The organism is Arthrobacter sp. KBS0702 (genome assembly GCF_005937985.2).
In the GTDB taxonomy this organism is placed as follows: domain Bacteria; phylum Actinomycetota; class Actinomycetes; order Actinomycetales; family Micrococcaceae; genus Arthrobacter.
This window is the reverse complement of the sequence record NZ_CP042172.1, coordinates 3,191,886-3,208,220: the sequence shown is the minus strand read 5'-3', so window position 1 is coordinate 3,208,220 and position 16,335 is coordinate 3,191,886. Positions and strand designations below refer to the sequence as shown.

The window sequence follows — 16,335 nt, the reverse complement described above, 5'->3', positions numbered from 1 at the left end:
GGCCGGGGCTTCTTTGTTTCCCGGGGCCCTTGATCTGGATCACTGTTCCTATATGATTAACTCAATTCATATAGGAATTGCGTCCGCTCATTGAATTGACCAGAGAGAAGATAACTGTGCCTTCCATCATTTCCATCCACACCCAGGACGTACGTTTCCCCACGTCCCTCGAGCTTGATGGCTCTGACGCCGTCAACGTCGACCCGGACTACTCGGCCGCCTACGTCGTCATCCGCACCGATGCGGGCGAGGAAGGCCACGGCTTCGTCTTCAGCTGCGGCCGCGGCAACGAGATCCTCACCCACGCGATCGACGCCTACGCCAAGCTGCTCCTCGGCCGCGATATCGACGAACTCATCTTCGACCTCGGCGGGGCGTCCAAGCGCCTCGTCCATGATTCCCAGCTGCGCTGGCTGGGTCCGGAAAAGGGCGTCACCCAGATGGCCTGCGGGGCGCTGGTCAGCGCCCTCTGGGACATCCGCGCTCGTCGGGAAAACAAGCCCCTGTGGCTGCTGCTCAGTGAGATGCCCGCCGAGGAGATTGTCGACGTCGTCGACTTCACCCACATCCGCGATGCCCTGAGCCCGCAGCAGGCACTGGACATCCTGCGCGCCGGCGAGGACGGCAAGGCCGCCCGCATCGCGTCGCTCAAGGTCGATGGCTTCCCGGCGTACACGACGTCGCCCGGCTGGCTCGGCTACAGCGACGAGAAGCTGGTCCGGCTCAGCAAGGAAGCGGCCGCGGACGGGTTCTCCATGATCAAGCTCAAGGTGGGCGGCGACATCAACGACGACCGCCGCCGCATGGCCCTGGCGCGCCAGGCCGTCGGCGACCTGCCCATCGCCATCGACGCCAATCAGCGCTGGGAGGTCTCCGAAGCCATCGAATGGGTCAACCAGCTCGCCGAGTTCAACCCCTACTGGATCGAGGAGCCCACCAGCACCGATGACATCCTGGGCCACGCCGAGATCCGCAAGGGCGTTTCCCCCATCCGCGTCGCCACCGGCGAGGCCGTCGCGAGCCGCATTGTCTTCAAGCAGCTGCTGCAGGCCGGCGCCATCGACGTGCTCCAGCTGGACTCCACCCGTGTGGGCGGCGTGAACGAAAACATCGCCAACCTCCTGCTCGCCGCCCGCTTTGACGTCCCCGTCTGCCCGCACGCCGGCGGCGTGGGGCTTTGCGAGCTCGTCCAGCACTTCTCCTTCTTCGACTACGCGGCCGTGAGCGGCAGCCAGGACGGGCGCATGATCGAATACGTGGACCACCTCCACGAGCACTTCGCCGAGCCGGTCCGGATAATCAACGGCCGTTACGCGGCCCCGCAGCTTCCGGGCACCGGCGCCGAAATGATCACCGCTTCCCGCTCCCGGTGGGAATTCCCGGGCGGCGCAGGCTGGCTGGAGGTCGGGAACCGGGCCGCCGTGACCGGCGCCTCGCTGACTCCGACCGGCGCGGTCCGATGACGACCACAGCTGCCGAGCTCAACGCGAAAGTTGAGGCGGCCCACACGGCGTTCGAGAAGGGCCGCGCCGCGGACCCCCGGACCCGCGGGGGCTGGCTCGAGGCAGTGGCCGACGGTCTCGAGACCGACGCGGAAGCCCTGGTGGAAATCGCCGGCGAGGAAACGCACCTCGGCGAGGCGCGGCTACGCGGCGAACTGAAGCGCACGGTCTTCCAGCTCCGCCTCTTCGCCGCCGAAATCCGCGCCGGCGAGCACTTCGACGCCACCATCGACCACGCGGACGCGGAGTGGGGCATGGGCCCGCGGCCGGACCTGCGCCGGCTCAACGTGCCAATCGGCGTCGTCGGCGTGTTCGGGGCATCCAACTTCCCCTTCGCCTTCAGCGTGATCGGCGGGGACAGCGCCTCGGCGCTCGCCGCGGGCTGCGCCGTCGTGCACAAGGCACACGACGGACACCCGAAGCTGGCCCTGCGCACGGCCGAGACGGTGGCCGCGGCCCTCGACGCCGCAGGGGCGCCTTCAGGGCTCTTCTCGCTGGTCACCGGAAGGGCCGCTGCGGAGGCTTTGGTCGACCATCCCCTGGTGAAAGCCATTGGATTCACGGGTTCCACGGCGGGTGGCCGGGCACTCTTCGACCGCGCCAACGCCCGCCCGGAGCCGATCCCGTTCTACGGCGAACTCGGCGGCATCAACGCGGTGTTCGTAACCGAAAAGGCGTGGGCCGCCCGGCGTGACGAGATCCTCGGCGGCTATGCCGGCTCCTTCACGATGGGCATGGGGCAGTTCTGCACCAAGCCGGGACTGCTCTTTGTGCCCGGCGGCCAGACCGACAGGGTGCGGGAGGTCCTCGGGGAGGCCCTGGCGGACTTTGTGCCGGCACGGCTGCTCAGCAGCCGGCTGCACGAGGGTTTCTCCGAGGCAGTCCGGACGCTGCAAAGCGGGGACGGAGTCGACGTGCTGGTCGAGGGCGACTTCGCCGCGACCCCGGCGCCCACCCTGCTCCACACGACGGCCGCCGCCGTGCGCCGTGACCCGTCGGTCCTCCGCCAGGAGATGTTCGGACCCGCCAGCGTGCTGGTCGAATACGGCGATGAATCCGAACTCCCGGCGCTTGCGGAGCTCCTGGAAGGCCAGCTCACCACCACGCTGCAGGCGGAGCCGGACGACGACGTCGCCGAACTCGCGGCACGGCTGACGGACATCAGCGGCCGGGTGCTCTGGAACGGCTGGCCCACCGGCGTGACCGTCAGCTACGCCCAGCACCACGGTGGGCCCTACCCGGCAACGACGTCGGCCACCACCTCGGTGGGTACGGCCGCCATCCGCCGATTCCTGCGTCCGGTGGCCTACCAGTCCTTCTCCGAGGGGAGGCTGCCCGAACCCCTGAGGGATGCCAACCCGTGGAACGTGCCGCAGCGCATCGACGGTACCTGGCGGCTGCCCGCGGCTGGACCCGCGGTCCAGGGCGAGGGGCAGCGGTGAACGCGCCGCTGGCAGCGGCCTCGGTCCTGCCCGATGATGCGGCGCGGGCCCTGCTGGTCGGCCGGCTCTGGGACCCGGCAACGGGAGGCCCGCGGGTGGTCGCGGTCCAGGAAGGGGTTGTCTTCGACCTGACCGGCTTGGCGGGAACCGTCTCCGAACTGCTGGAGCTTCCCGACCTGGCCGCGGCGGTCCGTGCCGCCCTGACGGAGCCGCGGTGGAACACCGCCGACGTCGTCAGCGCATCGCTGGCGCGGGACGCGGACCGTCCGCACTTCCTGGCGCCGGTGGACCTGCAGGTCATCAAGGCCTGCGGCGTGACCTTCGTGGACAGCATGATCGAGCGTGTCATCGAGGAGCGCTGCGGCGGAGACGCCAGCCGCGCCCTGGAGGTGCGCGAGCTCGTGGGCCGCGCACTCGGCGGCAGCATCGCCTCCATCCGCCCCGGTTCGGCGGAAGCGGCCGAGGCCAAGAAGGTACTCATCGCCGAGGGGCTGTGGTCACAGTACCTGGAGGTCGGCATCGGGCCGGACCCCGAGGTCTTCACCAAGGCACCGGTGCTCTCCTCGGTGGGGCTGGGGGCCGGAATCGGCATTCCCGCCTTCTCCTCGTGGAACAACCCGGAGCCGGAACTGGTGCTCATCGCCACCTCGACGGGCGCCGTTGTGGGCGCAACGCTGGGCAACGACGTGAATCTCCGGGACGTGGAAGGACGCAGCGCCCTGCTGCTGGGCAAGGCGAAGGACAACAACGCGTCCAGCGCACTGGGTCCCCTGATCCGCTTGTTCGACGGCAGTTTCACCCTCGAGACGTTGCGCCAGGAGGAAATCCTGCTGCGGGTGGAAGGGGAGGATGGCTACGAGCTGGAGGGCCGCAACTCCGTGGCGCGGATCAGCCGGCCGTTCGAGGAGCTGGTCGCGGCAACATACGGCAGCCATCACCAATACCCGGATGGGTTCGCTCTGTTCACGGGGACCCTCTTCGCGCCGACCCAGGACCGGGCGGAGCCCGGACAGGGCTTCACCCACCGGCCGGGCGACCTCGTGACCATCCGCAGCCGTCACCTCGGTGCCCTGATCAACCGGGTCGGGGCAGCGGAAGAGCTGCCGCGATGGTCCTTCGGCCTGCGGGAACTCTTCGGCTACCTGCGGGACCAGCGCACAGCCCAGGAGTCCAGCCTCAGCGCCAGCTAAGCCACACAGCCCGGCCCGCCGGGCTGTGTGCTGGCGGACCGAATCGGGAGGACGGCGGCCGGGAGCTTCCCGCCGTCGTCCTTCTGCGTACCGATGAACGACCGAAAGGAACTCTCCATGAAGTTTGCCCAGATCGGCGCCCCCGGCGCCGAACAGCCCGTCCTCGTCCACGAGGGGAGGCACTACGCGCTCAGTAGCCTTACCGCCGCGATCGACGGAAACTTCCTGTCCCAGGGCGGTCCTGCGGCCGCCGCTGCCGCGCTGACCGCGGGCACCCTCCCGGAAATCAATGCCACGGGCGTGCGCTACGGCGCTCCGATCGCGCGGCCGTCGGCGGTTATCTGCGTCGGCTTGAACTACGCCGCACACGCCGCCGAATCCGGCGCGGAGCCGCCCACCCACCCGGTCATTTTCCTCAAGACCCCCAATACTGTCGGCGGCCCGGATGACGCCGTCGGCATCCCCCGCGGATCGACCAGGACCGACTGGGAAGTTGAGCTCGGTGTGGTCATCGGGAGCCGCGTCTCCTATCTGGAGTCGCCCGAAGCGGCCCGGGACCACATTGCAGGCTTCGTCGTGGTCGATGATCTCTCCGAGCGTGATTTCCAGCTGAACGTTTCCGGCGGCCAGTGGTCCAAGGGCAAGAGCTCGCCGGGGTTCTGCCCCACCGGGCCGTACCTGGTCACTCCGGATGAGGTGGGTACCGGCGAGCTGCGCCTCCGCAGCTGGGTCAATGGCGAACTCCGCCAGGACTCCTCCACGGCGGACATGATCTTCGACGTCGAGACCATCGTCTGGAACCTCAGCCAGTACATGGTCCTCGAACCCGGCGATCTGATCTGCACCGGCACGCCGGAGGGGGTCGCGTTGTCCGGGCGCTTCCCGTACTTGAAGGCTGGCGATGTGGTGGAAATCGAGATCCAGGGCCTGGGGCGCCAGCGCCATGAATTCGTAGCATGAACGGGGACCACGGCATGGAGTTTGCCGGTATCCGGGTCATCGTCACCGGCGGAGCCTCCGGCATCGGGGCCGCCACAACGGCCCATCTGCTCGGCAGGGGAGCCAAGGTGGCGGTGCTGGACCTGAATCCGGAGGCCGTGGCCGCGCCCGCGCTCGCGATCCTGTGCGACGTCGCCAACGACGCCTCCGTCCGCGCCGCCGTCGAGCAGGCAGCCCGGGAGCTCGGAGGAATCGACGTCGTCGTCAACAACGCCGGGATAGGGGCGCAAGGCACCGTGGCGGACAACGACGACGCCGAATGGCACCACGTCTTCGACGTCAACGTGGTCGGAGCAGTCCGCGTGAGCCGGGCCGCGCTGCCCTACCTCCGCCAGTCGGCAGCCGCCGCCATCGTCAACACCTCATCCATCGCCGCCACCGCCGGGCTGCCGGGGCGGGCGCTCTACGCGGCCAGCAAGGGCGCTGTCCGCGCCCTGACGATGAGCATGGCGGCGGACCACATCCGTGAGGGCATCCGGGTCAACTGCGTCAATCCCGGCACCGCGGACACGCCATGGGTCAGCCGCCTGCTGGGCCAGGCTGACGATCCCGTGGCGGAACGCGCCGCGCTGGAGGCCCGCCAGCCGCACGGCCGGCTGGTCGCCCCGGAAGAGATCGCCGCGGCCATTGCCTATCTTGCGAGCCCCCTCGCCGGCTCGACCACGGGGACCGAACTGGCCGTCGACGGCGGGATGCAGGCGTTGCGCCTGCGTCCCGCCGGTTAGGAGGCCGCCGGCCGGTCCGGGGCCATCCGCACCAGGGTGGCTTCGGCGAGGGGTGCCGGCTCCTCGTCGAACGCCCGCGCGAAGCGGTAGAAGGAGCTGCGGATGTGCTCGCTCATGGCGTTCTCGGCCGCCCCCGGGTCCCGGTCCGCAATGGCCGCGTGGATGCCCTGGTGCTCCACCAGGGTGATCCGGCCGTCCCAGTCGGCGGGGTAGAGGCGGAACATGTGGAGGTGGCAGTGGGTCTGGACGTAAGCCTGCTGGACCACGTGGTTTCCTGCGGCTGCCAGGATCAGGTCATGGAAGCGCGCATCATGGGCCACCAGGTCCTGGCGCAGGTTGGCCGTGTCATCGACGTGGCGTTCAAGTGCCGCGAGCTCGGACCGGAGGGCGCCCGAGGGGTTTGACAGCCGCTCCACTGCCGCCGAGCGCGCCGCCCAAGGTTCCACCAGGAGCCGGAACTCAAACAGGGAACGGAGCTCCGCCAGGCTCAACAGCGGCGTGGTGCTGTAGCCCCGGCTTGGGTAGTACCTCAGCAGGTTGTCGCCCTCGAGCCGCTGCAGCGCTTCCCGGACCGGTGTGTGGGAGACTCCCAGCCGCCGGGATACGGCGTCGATGTTGATGCGCGTGCCCGGAGTGATCTCGCCGTCCAGGATCGACTGGCGCAGCGCCGCGTAGACCCCGCCGGCTGCGACCTTGGTCATCGATGTGTCGCCTGCGGTTGGTGCCGTCATTTCTTTCCTCTCGGTGGCCGACGAGGCGCCCGCGGCGCCTTGTCGGCAGTTGTGCGACAGTCCAAAGTTCACAAAGCTTGACCTGGATCACATTGCATATATGATACAACATATTCCTATACGATCCTCGACGCACACAGCGGCCGGGGAGACCCGGGACGCCGTCAGCGCCCGCTTCCGATACGCAGTAACGATCACAGGAGAGTTCCCATGTTCAGAGCAACACCGAAGTTGCTTCTTGTTCCGGCAGTCGCTTTGGCCCTGACGTTGGGGGGGTGCTCCTCGGGCGGCGCCGCGAACGCCGGCGCTTCGGCAGGAGCCGTGGCGGACAGCCATCTCACCAAGATTCTCAAGTCGAAGACGATCAAGATCGCCGTCAGCGCCGACTCCCCGGGATACGGCGTCATGAATGCGAACGGAGACCGCGAGGGCTTCGACATTGACGTCGCCAACGCGCTGGGTGCCTCGCTGGGCGCGAAGATTGAATTCGTCACCGCCACGAACGAAAGCCGCATCCCGCTGCTGCAGACCGATAAGGCGGATGCCGTCATCGCCACCTTCACCGCTTCCGATGCGCGTGCCCAAGTGGTCGAGATGTCTGACCCGTACGCGGCCAGCTCCACGGTCTTTATGGTGCCGGCCGGAAGCAAGATCGCCAGCTACGCCGATCTGGACGGCAAATCGGTCGCTACCTCACGGGGCAGCGTGGGCGAGCAGATCCTCAAGGCCAGCTTCCCCAACGCCAAAGTGACCGGGTTCAACACCACGGCTGACTCCATCCAGGCGCTGAAGAGCGGCAAGGTGGACGCCCTGATCGAAAACAACGCCATCGTCGGCGGTCTCGTGAAGAAGGAACCTACCGCGTTCCAGGTCGTCAAGGGCGACCCGATCAAGCCGGCACTGTTCTCGATCGGCGTGAAGCCGGGCGACCAGACGTGGCTGAACTACCTCAACAACTTCATCCGGAACTACAACATCTCCGGACAAAACGAGGCGTCGCTGCAGAAGTGGTTCGGGCTGAGCCTGCCTCCCTTCCTCGCCCACTAACAGATAGTCGAACGCGCCTCCAGCGTGGGTGGGGGATAGCAAGACCTCCACCCACGCTGCCGTTCACGGACAGGACCCTTTGCACATGGCTTTATATTTTGGAGACCTTCTCCCGTACAGCTCGCTTCTCCTGGAGGGGCTCTGGACGGCTTTGTACATCACCCTCGTGGCCATGCTGGCGGGCAGCGTGCTCGGTGTACTCGTGTACCTGGGGAAGGCCGGACCCGGAAAAGCAATCAGTATCCTCTGCACCTGCTACATCGAGGCCATCCGCAACACGCCTCTGCTCGTACAGCTGTACTTGATCTACTTTGCCCTTCCCGCCTTGGGCATCAATCTCGAGCCCGTCTGGGCGGCCGTTATCGGCCTGACCTTGAACAACGCCGCCTACACGGCCGAGATCTACCGTGCAGGGTTCGAATCCGTGCCCCGCGGACTGCGTGAGGCCGGAAAGGCGCTGGGCATGAAACCCGCCCAGATCGTTCGCTACATCGTGCTGTTGCCGGCCACCCGCAACGTCTTTCCCGCATTGACCAACCAGCTCATTCTGCTGTTCCTGGCTTCGTCGATTGGATCCATCATCTCGCTCCCAGAATTGACCAACGCGATCATGAGCGTCAGCAACACCACGTACCGGACCATTGAGGTACTGGCCGTCGGCGGGCTCCTCTACCTCGGAGTGTCAGCGCTGATGTCCCTGGTCTCAAAGCGGGCCGAAACGACGCTGTTCCGTTGGGCGGTGGGTACGCATGTTTAGGCCCTTTGATTGGCAGGACCTCGTGCCCCTGGCCGAGGGTGCCTGGCTGACTATCCAACTCTGTGCAGTCTCCGGAGTGCTTGGTGTCATCTTCGGCCTGATCCTCGGCATCGCCCGGACCTCTCCGAGCAGGATTGCCCGGTGGATCAGCACGATCTACATCAGCTGCGTCCGCGGGATTCCCGTCCTGGTCATCATCTTCTTCGTCTTCTTCGGAATCCCGCTGCTGTTTCCGGGCCTGGAGCCGGATAAGTTCTCCTCGGCCGTGATAGCCCTGACCTGCTTCGCTGCCGCCTACGTGGCCGAGATCGTCCGCGGCAGCATCGAGGCCGTCGAGAAGGGCCAAAGCGAAGCGGCCGACGCGCTTGGCCTGGACTACTGGCGGAAGCTCCGGTACGTGATCCTGCCGCAGGCGGTCAGGATCATGGTCCCGCCCGGCATCGGCTTCCTCATCGGGTTGGTCAAGGACTCGTCCCTGGTCACCGTCACCGGCCTGCTCGAGCTCACCCACGCGGGCAATGTCGTCACCAACCTGACCGGTGATCCCATCAAGACATTCCTGGTTGTCGCCGGCATGTATTTCGTCATCTGCTACGGCATCTCGCTGTTGGGGCGGCTGTACGAGAAACGAACCGGGATCCACGTGGACCCCCTCAAACTCCCAGAGCCCGCGGGCCTCTAGAACGGAACATGAAAAGTGATTGTTGTTGAGAACCTGAACAAGAAGTTCGGACAAAACCATGTGCTGAAAGGGGTGGATTGCCACATCCGGGAGCGTGAGGTCGTGTGCGTCATTGGCCCTTCCGGGTCCGGTAAAAGCACCTTCCTGCGGTGCATGAACGGCCTGGAATCGATCACCTCCGGCAGCATCGTTATCAACAAGCACAGGCTGGACGACGCCAAAACGAACATCAACCTGGTTCGCCAGGAGGCCGGGATGGTCTTCCAGCACTTCAACCTCTTCCCGCATTTGAAAGTCATCGACAACGTCATGCTGGCCCCGCTCAAGGTCGGCAAGGTATCGAAGGAAGAGGCCCGGGCCAAGGCGGAAATGCTCCTGGCCAAGGTCGGTCTCGCCGCAAAGACGGAAACTTACCCCGGGAGCCTGTCCGGCGGCCAGATGCAGAGGGTGGCCATCGCCCGGGCCCTGGCCATGGATCCGAAAATCATGCTCTTCGACGAACCGACGTCCGCCCTGGACCCGGAGATCGTCGGCGAAGTGCTGACCGTCATGAAGGACCTGGCAAACGAGGGCATGACCATGGTGGTCGTCACCCACGAAATGGGATTCGCCAGGGAAGTGGCGGACCGCGTGATCTTCATGGACCAGGGGCTGATCGTCGAGGAAGGCACCCCCGAACAGATCTTCTCCACTCCACAGCACGCGCGAACTCAAGGATTCCTCAGCAAGGTCCTCTAGCCCGCCACGCCCAAACCATTGCAAGGAGCACTTCCATGACCGCTGCCACGTATATCGGATCCCGAACGTTCAGCACCACTCCTACGGCCCAGACCCCGCCGGCAGCAGGAGAAGTGCAGATCGCGGTGTCCTACACCGGGCTTTGCGGAACCGATCTGCACATCTTCCACGGCGACATGGACGCCCGGGTCGGTGTTCCGGCGATCATTGGCCACGAGATGTCCGGTGTCATTGCCAGCCTGGGTGAGGGTGTGACCGGGTGGGCCGTCGGCCAAGCTGTGACCGTGATGCCCACCCTGTCCTGCGGTTCCTGCGCAGCCTGCACCCGCGGCCACGGGCACATCTGTCACAAGCTGGACTTCATCGGCATCGACTCGGACGGCTCGATGCAAAGCTCCTGGAACGTGCCGGCGGACGTTGTGGTCGCCCTCCCTGAAGGGCTGGCGCTCGACGAGGCTGCGCTCATTGAGCCCACGGCGGTGGCCGTCCACGACGTGCGCCGCGCCAGGCTGGTCGCCGGCGAATTCGTCGTCGTTATCGGCGGAGGCCCGGTTGGCCAGCTCATCGCGTCCGTCGCGCTGCGGCGGGGAGCCCGCGTAGTCCTGGTCGAACTGGACCCGGCCCGGCGGGCTCTCGCGAAGGAATCCGGGATCAACGCCATCGATCCGCGTGAACAGAACCTGCTCGACCTCGTGATGCAGGAAACGGACGGAGCCGGCGCCGATGTGGCCTTCGAAGTCTCCGGCGCGGCGGCCGGCGTGAACTCCGCCGTCGATGTCCTCACCACGCGGGGGCGGCTCGTGATGGTGGCGATTCATCCCAAGCCCAAGGAGATCGACCTGCACCGGTTCTTCTGGCGGGAGCTGGAAATGTTCGGTGCACGGCTGTACCAGCGCGAGGACTTCGAGGAGGCAGTGAAGCTCGTGGCGATCGGCGCGATCCCTGCGCGGCGGCTGATTTCGCGAGTCGTGGGCCTGCACGACGTCGAACAGGGCTTCCTGGCCCTCGAGTCCGGCGGCGCCATGAAAGTCCTCGTTGACTGCCGTCCCGTGGCAGGGGCCATGTCATGAGCGGCGGCCTCTTCGACCTCACCGGACAAACCGCCGTCGTCACCGGCGCGCGGCGGGGCATCGGACTGGCTATGGCCGTGGCCCTGGCCGAGGCGGGCGCGGACATCATCGGGGTATCGGCGTATCTTGAACCTGTCGGCAGCGCAGTCGAGCAGCGGGTGACGGCTCTGGGCCGCCGCTTCACCGGCATCCGCGCGGACTTTGGCGACCGCGAAGCCGTCCGCGGCCTGACCGACGAACTGGCCGCAGCGGGCCCGATCGACATCCTGGTCAACAACGGCGGCACGATCGCCAGGAAACCGGCGGCCGAGCACCCGGATGACATGTGGGACCAGGTCATCGAAGTGAACCTCTCCAGCCAGTTCATGCTGAGCCGGGAAATCGGGAAAACCATGCTCGAGCGGGGGAGCGGGAAGATCATCTTCACAGCCTCACTGCTTAGCTTCCAGGGCGGCATCAACGTCCCGGGCTACACCGCGTCCAAGGCAGGCATCGCCGGTCTCACCAAGGCGCTCGCCAACGAGTGGGCGCCGAGGGGCGTGAACGTCAACGCCGTGGCACCCGGCTACATTGCCACCGACAACACCCAGGCGCTGCAGGATGATCCGGTCCGGGAAAAGGGCATCATCGAGCGAATTCCCGCTGGCAGGTGGGGACGCCCCGACGACCTCGCAGGCGCAACGGTGTTCCTTGCCTCCCGGGCCTCGGATTACGTCAACGGTGTAATTCTTCCTGTCGACGGTGGATGGCTGGGCCGCTGAGATGCCGTCCCTGCAGCTCCCGGCCGTCGCCAGCCGGCCCGCGCCGTCGCAGATCCTGCGCGACACCCGCGTGATCGCGGTCCTGCGGGCCACCCGCGCCGCCGCCTACGCCCCGGTCATCGAGGCCCTCCTGGCGGGTGGTGTCTTCAGTATCGAACTGACTTTGAGCACCCCCGGCGTGTTCGCGGAACTTCCGCGGCTGCAAGAACGCTTCGGCGCCGGCGCCGAATTCGGGGTGGGGACCATAACGACGGCGGCCGAGGCACTACGGGCGATCGAGGCCGGGGCCAAGTACCTCGTCACGCCGCTGACAGATCCGTCCGTCATCGCGGCTGCCGTAGAGCACGACGTCGCCGTCTACCCCGGTGGCCTGACGCCCACCGAGTTGTTCGCCGGCTGGTCGGCGGGGGCCACCGCCGTCAAGGTCTTCCCGGCATCGGTGGTCGGGCCGGGCTACGTTTCCATGCTCCGCGGGCCGTTTCCCGACATCGAAGTGGTTCCGTCGGGCGGGGTGGGAATCAACGACGCCGCGGCCTGGATCCGCGCCGGGGCACTGGCCGTCAGCCTGGGCGGACCCTTGATTGGCGATGCCTTCCACGGCGGAGATATGAAACAGCTCACCGAACGTGCTGTGCGGCTGCGCGGCCTTGTCGACGAGGCGGGGGAGTGAGCCCCATTCCGCCAGCCCCGTATCTTGTGACCCTCGGGGAGACGATGGCGCTCCTGACTGCGGAGCAGCCGGGGCCGCTGGCCCACGTCTCGGCCATGGGCCTTGGCATCGGCGGCTCCGAATCGAACGTAGCCATCGGGGTGCAGCGGCTCGGGGGAAACGCCGTGTGGTGCGGCCGGGTGGGCGCCGACTCGCTGGGGCAACTCGTCCAGCGCGAGATCCGGGCGGAGGGGGTTGCGGTGCGGATAACGGAAGATCAGGCCGCGCCGACGGGACTCATGCTGAAAGAACGCCGCACGGTGGCCACGCAGAAGGTGAGCTACTACCGGGCCGGCAGCGCCGGCTCGCGCCTCTCATCCGTTGACCTTGATCCGCTGCTGATCGCGGGCGCCTCGATCCTGCACGTCAGTGGCATTACCCCTGCATTGTCCGGCTCGGCTGCGGCAGCCGTCCGGCAGGCCATGGAGTTGGCGAGGGAACAGGGCGTAACGGTCTCGTTCGACCTCAACTACCGGGCCAATCTCTGGAGCGCTGCCGCTGCCGGGCAGTCGTACCGGGCACTGATTCCGCTGGCCGACGTGGTGTTCGCCGGCGACGAGGAAGCAGCCCTGGCCGTGGGAAGTGCGGAGGACCCGGTTGAACTGGCCAAGCGTCTAGCCAACCTTGGCCCCGCCCAAGCCGTCATCAAGCTCGGCAGCGAGGGCGCCGTCGCCAGTATCGACGGGGAGATCTTCCACCAGGCCGCCGTGCCGGTCCAGCCGGTGGACACCGTTGGCGCCGGCGACGCATTCGTCGCCGGCTACCTGACGGAACTCATGGCCGGCAGCGCGCCGGCCCAGCGGCTTGGGCTGGCCGCGAAGACCGGAGCATTCGCCTGCCTTGCCTACGGCGACTGGGAAGGGCTCCCGCGGCGGGAGGAACTTGGACTCCTGCACCAACGTGAAGCGGTGACGCGCTAGTCATCAGGGCCTGAGCCTCGTCCACAGACGCAACGACGACGGCGGGAAGGTCCCGCCGTCGTCGTCGTCGTTTAATGCTGGGGTATGTTCTTACGCGGAGGCCGAATCCAGGTTGGCTGCACCGTTGTCCAGGCTGAGCGTGAAGGTGTTGGGGCCGCTGGCGTGGACCGCAATGTTGGACTTCGCGGTGTTGTGGCGGACCGAGAGGTCGTGGACCAGGGCGTCCAGCTCGTGGTGCATCGTGGAGCGGTCCCAGAGCTTGTGGGTGACAGAGTTGGCAGTTTCAAACGTCATTGTTCAGTGCTTCCATTCATGATTCCGGGTGTCCGGCTGCCGCGCCGATGCGGAGCCGCCGTATCCATACCAGGAACACCTGAGACCAAGGGGCAGCTCTGCGAGCTCACCGGTTTGGCCTCATTGCGTCCACCAGGATGGTGCCCTGGCCCGCTGGGGACGCGTGGCGTCAAGCGAAGGCCGGGGCTGAACAGGCGGGGGAGTTGACCCCCTGCCTGCCTTTTCATGATGCACAGCGGCCGGTTGCCGGCTCAAGCCAGATGGCGATTATTGCGGGTGAGACTCATCACAGCCACCCCGGGCAGGCTCCAACGGGCCGCCCCGTCCTGGCAGTCAGGCGTCCAGGGTGTGGGCCGTGGCGGCGGAATTCCCTGACGCGATCTGCCGCTTGACCTGCGCAAGCTCTTCTTTGAGCTCATCCACGGTGGCACGGTATTTGTCGAAGTCCGCCGCCCGGCGCCTGGCCGCGGCGAAACTGACGACGGCGGCGAGAACGGCCAGCGGGAACGACACCAGCAGCGCCCAGCCGGACGTGCCAAGGAAATCCAACGCCACGGGCAGTGCGTGCTTGAAGGCCAGGAAATCGTTCACCCCGCCCACCACGCCATTCAAGGCAGAGTCCAGGGGGCCCAGAAATTGCCCCACCACGGGCGTTCCGGAAAACGACGGCGCGCTCAGCGGTGGTTCACTCCCGGTAGACCAGCGCGAATCACCGAAATGGTTCAGGACATAGATCCCTGCGCCCGCGTTCAGGGCCGCGAAGAGCAGCACGGAACCCAGCACAGTCCAATGAAGCCTGCGCGGACGCCAGGCGCCGGCCACCAAGGCGAATACGGCGGCCGCGACCCACGCATAGATCCGGAGTTCGTCGCGGCTCATGGCTGCCAGAAGATCCAAGGAATTCCCCGCCCTTACGGTTGACGTCGATGCTTGTTCAGGTCCCGAGTGAGCCTATCCCAGTGACCCCGGGCCTGCAGTCGTGTTTACCGGTCCGTCGCGGCACTGGCCGCGGCGCTTACCGCAGTCAGCTGGACGGCCAGAGACGCCGCATTGACCGGCGCGGAGGTATCGACCCTGAAGGTCCGGCCCACGCCGAGGGGTACCGCGTTTGCCGCCCATTCAGCCAAGTCCTGTTCTGCAGCGTTCCCGGTGGGATGAATCTCGTGGCGACTGCGGCCCAGGTATCGTTCCCACGCCAGCCCGGATGGGAGTTCGCACCAGAGCTCGATGATCTGCGGCTTGCCGGATCGGGCTAAGCCTTCACGGACAAAGCCACGATCCCGGGGCCGGTACCACCACGATTCGGCGATGGCCGTACCCGGAATCGCGGCCACCACCTGCCACATGGTTTCCGAAGCAATCTGGCCCAGCCTGCCGCTGCCGACCTGGCCGAGGCATACGTCCGCGAGGGCTTCCTTGATGCTGTCCTTGGCGACAACCGGCACGCCCAATTCGTCCCCAAGCTGCGCAGCGAGGGTGCTTTTGCCCGCGCCGGGGAGTCCGTTGATCAGGATTACAGATTCAGCCATTGGTTCATTGTGGCCTGTCGGAGTCGTTCCTTGCATTCTTACTTTATTCACCGTATAAAGTAAGAATGTTATCCGAATCACATCCGGCCGCCCCGACGGGACGGGATGCCCTGCGCAGAATCCGGACCAGCGCCATCTTCGGCACGCTCCTCGCTGCCGGCCCGATGGCCCGGACGGATTTGGCCCAGCGGACCGGGTACAGCCCTTCGACCGTGACCGGGATTGTTCAGGAACTCAGCGACGCGGGATACCTCCGGGTAGTGGGCCAGCAGGAATCGACCGGGGGCCGGCGGCGGACGCTGATCGAGCTCAACCGGTCCTCTGTGACCATCGCCGTCGTAGGGCTCCGTGGCACACAGATCTGGTGCGCGCTGATCGACCTCGAGGGCAACCGGCTTGATACGGCCGAACAGGATTTCGACCCGCAAGACCCGGTCGGCAGCACGGCAGGGATCGTTATGGCCTTGCATCGGCGGGCAGAAACACCTCCCGTGCACGTTGTGGTTGCGCTGCCCGGCGTCGTGGCCTCGGATGGATCGCTCGCCCTGGCGCCGGCCTTCGGCCCGGTGGCGCACCTCCGACTCGCGGATGAGCTGGAAGCAGCAACCGGATTGCGGACCACCGTGGAGAACGACGTCAACCTCATCGCCTTGGGGGAGCGGGTTGCCGGCGCGGGCAACGGCGTCGACGACCTCGTGCTGATCCATGTCGCCGAAGGAATCGGCGCCACCATCATCGCGAATGGAGAGGTGCTGGACGGGGCATCCCGCTCCGCCGGCGAGATCGGCTTCTTGCCGGAAGGGCTGGAAGCCAGCCCGCATGGCGAGCGCGGCGACTTCGAGCGGCGCTGGACCGTCTCCGGCATCCAGGATTCGGCCGTCCGGAACGCCCTGGCGCTGCCGGACGACGCCGTGGTTGAAGCGCTCTGCAGCACCGAGTCCGCGGCTGCACGCCAGCTCCTGGCCGACGTCGTCCGGGCTTGGGCCTTTGCCGCCATCGTCTGCGTCTGCGTGGTGAACCCCGCCCGGGTGATCTTCTCCGGCGACGCTGTCTCACTCACCGAGGAAGCGCGCCAGCGGCTCCGCGACCGGGTACAAGGCGCTGCGCCGTCGCTGACCGAAGTCGTGTTCGCCGAGCTTGGACACGCGGCCATCCTCCATGGCGCCATTGCCAAAGTCATGAAGTCCCCGGCCACGCTCTTTACCGAGGCCGCCGGATGACCAGCCCACAAAGTTGCTC

18 protein-coding genes are annotated in these 16,335 nt (G+C 66.7%); 14 read left to right on the top strand and 4 right to left on the bottom strand.

The features are described from left to right. Positions 1-116 precede the first annotated feature (116 nt). The 5 genes from FFF93_RS14835 to FFF93_RS14815 all read left to right on the top strand — a co-directional run bounded on the left by FFF93_RS14835 (position 117) and on the right by FFF93_RS14815 (position 5,858). A complete protein-coding gene (locus FFF93_RS14835; RefSeq protein WP_138768238.1) occupies positions 117-1,463 on the top strand; it encodes an enolase C-terminal domain-like protein in 1,347 nt (448 codons plus the stop codon). Further along, a complete protein-coding gene (locus FFF93_RS14830; protein ID WP_138768239.1) occupies positions 1,460-2,944 on the top strand; it encodes an aldehyde dehydrogenase (NADP(+)) in 1,485 nt (494 codons plus the stop codon). The genes FFF93_RS14835 and FFF93_RS14830 overlap by 4 nt, the downstream gene beginning before the upstream one ends. Further along, positions 2,941-4,134: a fumarylacetoacetate hydrolase family protein gene (locus FFF93_RS14825; protein WP_138768240.1), complete on the top strand. Its 1,194-nt coding sequence runs from the start codon at positions 2,941-2,943 to the stop codon at positions 4,132-4,134. The genes FFF93_RS14830 and FFF93_RS14825 overlap by 4 nt, the downstream gene beginning before the upstream one ends. A 117-nt stretch (positions 4,135-4,251) precedes the next feature. Further along, positions 4,252-5,094 (top strand): fumarylacetoacetate hydrolase family protein, encoded by an 843-nt coding sequence (locus tag FFF93_RS14820; RefSeq protein ID WP_138768241.1) that lies wholly within the window; start codon positions 4,252-4,254, stop codon positions 5,092-5,094. A gap of 14 nt (positions 5,095-5,108) precedes the next feature. Further along, positions 5,109-5,858 (top strand): SDR family NAD(P)-dependent oxidoreductase, encoded by a 750-nt coding sequence (locus FFF93_RS14815; protein ID WP_138770346.1) that lies wholly within the window; start codon positions 5,109-5,111, stop codon positions 5,856-5,858. Here FFF93_RS14815 and FFF93_RS14810 read toward each other — a convergent pair. Then, positions 5,855-6,589: a GntR family transcriptional regulator gene (locus FFF93_RS14810; protein ID WP_138768242.1), complete on the bottom strand. Its 735-nt coding sequence runs from the start codon at positions 6,587-6,589 to the stop codon at positions 5,855-5,857. The two genes, FFF93_RS14815 and FFF93_RS14810, sit on opposite strands and share 4 nt — an antisense overlap. Positions 6,590-6,910: 321 nt before the next feature. On the opposite strand from FFF93_RS14810, the gene FFF93_RS14805 reads away from it, so the two are divergent. The 8 genes from FFF93_RS14805 (at position 6,911) to FFF93_RS14770 (ending at position 13,273) form a co-directional block, all read left to right on the top strand. Then, positions 6,911-7,636, top strand: a complete 726-nt coding sequence (locus tag FFF93_RS14805; RefSeq protein WP_186372173.1) for a transporter substrate-binding domain-containing protein — start codon at positions 6,911-6,913, stop codon at positions 7,634-7,636. Positions 7,637-7,721: 85 nt separating this feature from the next. Continuing rightward, a complete protein-coding gene (locus tag FFF93_RS14800; RefSeq protein ID WP_138768244.1) occupies positions 7,722-8,393 on the top strand; it encodes an amino acid ABC transporter permease in 672 nt (223 codons plus the stop codon). Then, a complete protein-coding gene (locus FFF93_RS14795; RefSeq protein WP_138768245.1) occupies positions 8,386-9,075 on the top strand; it encodes an amino acid ABC transporter permease in 690 nt (229 codons plus the stop codon). Before FFF93_RS14800 ends, FFF93_RS14795 begins: the two co-directional genes overlap by 8 nt. Positions 9,076-9,090: 15 nt before the next feature. Then, positions 9,091-9,813, top strand: coding sequence for an amino acid ABC transporter ATP-binding protein (locus tag FFF93_RS14790; RefSeq protein WP_138768246.1), 723 nt, complete (start codon positions 9,091-9,093; stop codon positions 9,811-9,813). Between the two features lie 35 nt (positions 9,814-9,848). After that, complete coding sequence (locus FFF93_RS14785) at positions 9,849-10,883, top strand: zinc-binding dehydrogenase (RefSeq protein WP_138768247.1); 1,035 nt, start codon at positions 9,849-9,851, stop codon at positions 10,881-10,883. Next, positions 10,880-11,644 (top strand): SDR family oxidoreductase, encoded by a 765-nt coding sequence (locus FFF93_RS14780; RefSeq protein ID WP_138768248.1) that lies wholly within the window; start codon positions 10,880-10,882, stop codon positions 11,642-11,644. The genes FFF93_RS14785 and FFF93_RS14780 overlap by 4 nt, the downstream gene beginning before the upstream one ends. A 1-nt stretch (position 11,645) precedes the next feature. Beyond that, positions 11,646-12,314 (top strand): bifunctional 4-hydroxy-2-oxoglutarate aldolase/2-dehydro-3-deoxy-phosphogluconate aldolase, encoded by a 669-nt coding sequence (locus FFF93_RS14775; protein WP_138768249.1) that lies wholly within the window; start codon positions 11,646-11,648, stop codon positions 12,312-12,314. After that, positions 12,311-13,273, top strand: a complete 963-nt coding sequence (locus FFF93_RS14770; RefSeq protein WP_261375176.1) for a sugar kinase — start codon at positions 12,311-12,313, stop codon at positions 13,271-13,273. The genes FFF93_RS14775 and FFF93_RS14770 overlap by 4 nt, the downstream gene beginning before the upstream one ends. A gap of 90 nt (positions 13,274-13,363) precedes the next feature. Here the strand turns inward: FFF93_RS14770 and FFF93_RS14765 are convergent, their stop codons facing one another. From FFF93_RS14765 to FFF93_RS14755, 3 genes are all read right to left on the bottom strand, one after another. After that, on the bottom strand, positions 13,364-13,567 hold the full coding sequence (locus FFF93_RS14765) for a hypothetical protein (RefSeq protein WP_138768250.1): 204 nt from the start codon (positions 13,565-13,567) through the stop codon (positions 13,364-13,366). Positions 13,568-13,900: 333 nt separating this feature from the next. Then, the gene (locus FFF93_RS14760) at positions 13,901-14,464 is read right to left on the bottom strand and encodes a hypothetical protein (RefSeq protein WP_138768251.1); all 564 of its coding nucleotides are present in this window, start codon (positions 14,462-14,464) and stop codon (positions 13,901-13,903) included. A gap of 86 nt (positions 14,465-14,550) precedes the next feature. Further along, positions 14,551-15,096: an AAA family ATPase gene (locus FFF93_RS14755; protein WP_186372172.1), complete on the bottom strand. Its 546-nt coding sequence runs from the start codon at positions 15,094-15,096 to the stop codon at positions 14,551-14,553. Between the two features lie 65 nt (positions 15,097-15,161). Here FFF93_RS14755 and FFF93_RS14750 point away from each other — a divergent pair, with 65 nt between their 5' ends. Continuing rightward, positions 15,162-16,316, top strand: coding sequence for an ROK family transcriptional regulator (locus FFF93_RS14750; RefSeq protein ID WP_138768253.1), 1,155 nt, complete (start codon positions 15,162-15,164; stop codon positions 16,314-16,316). The last annotated feature ends 19 nt before the right edge of the window (positions 16,317-16,335 follow it).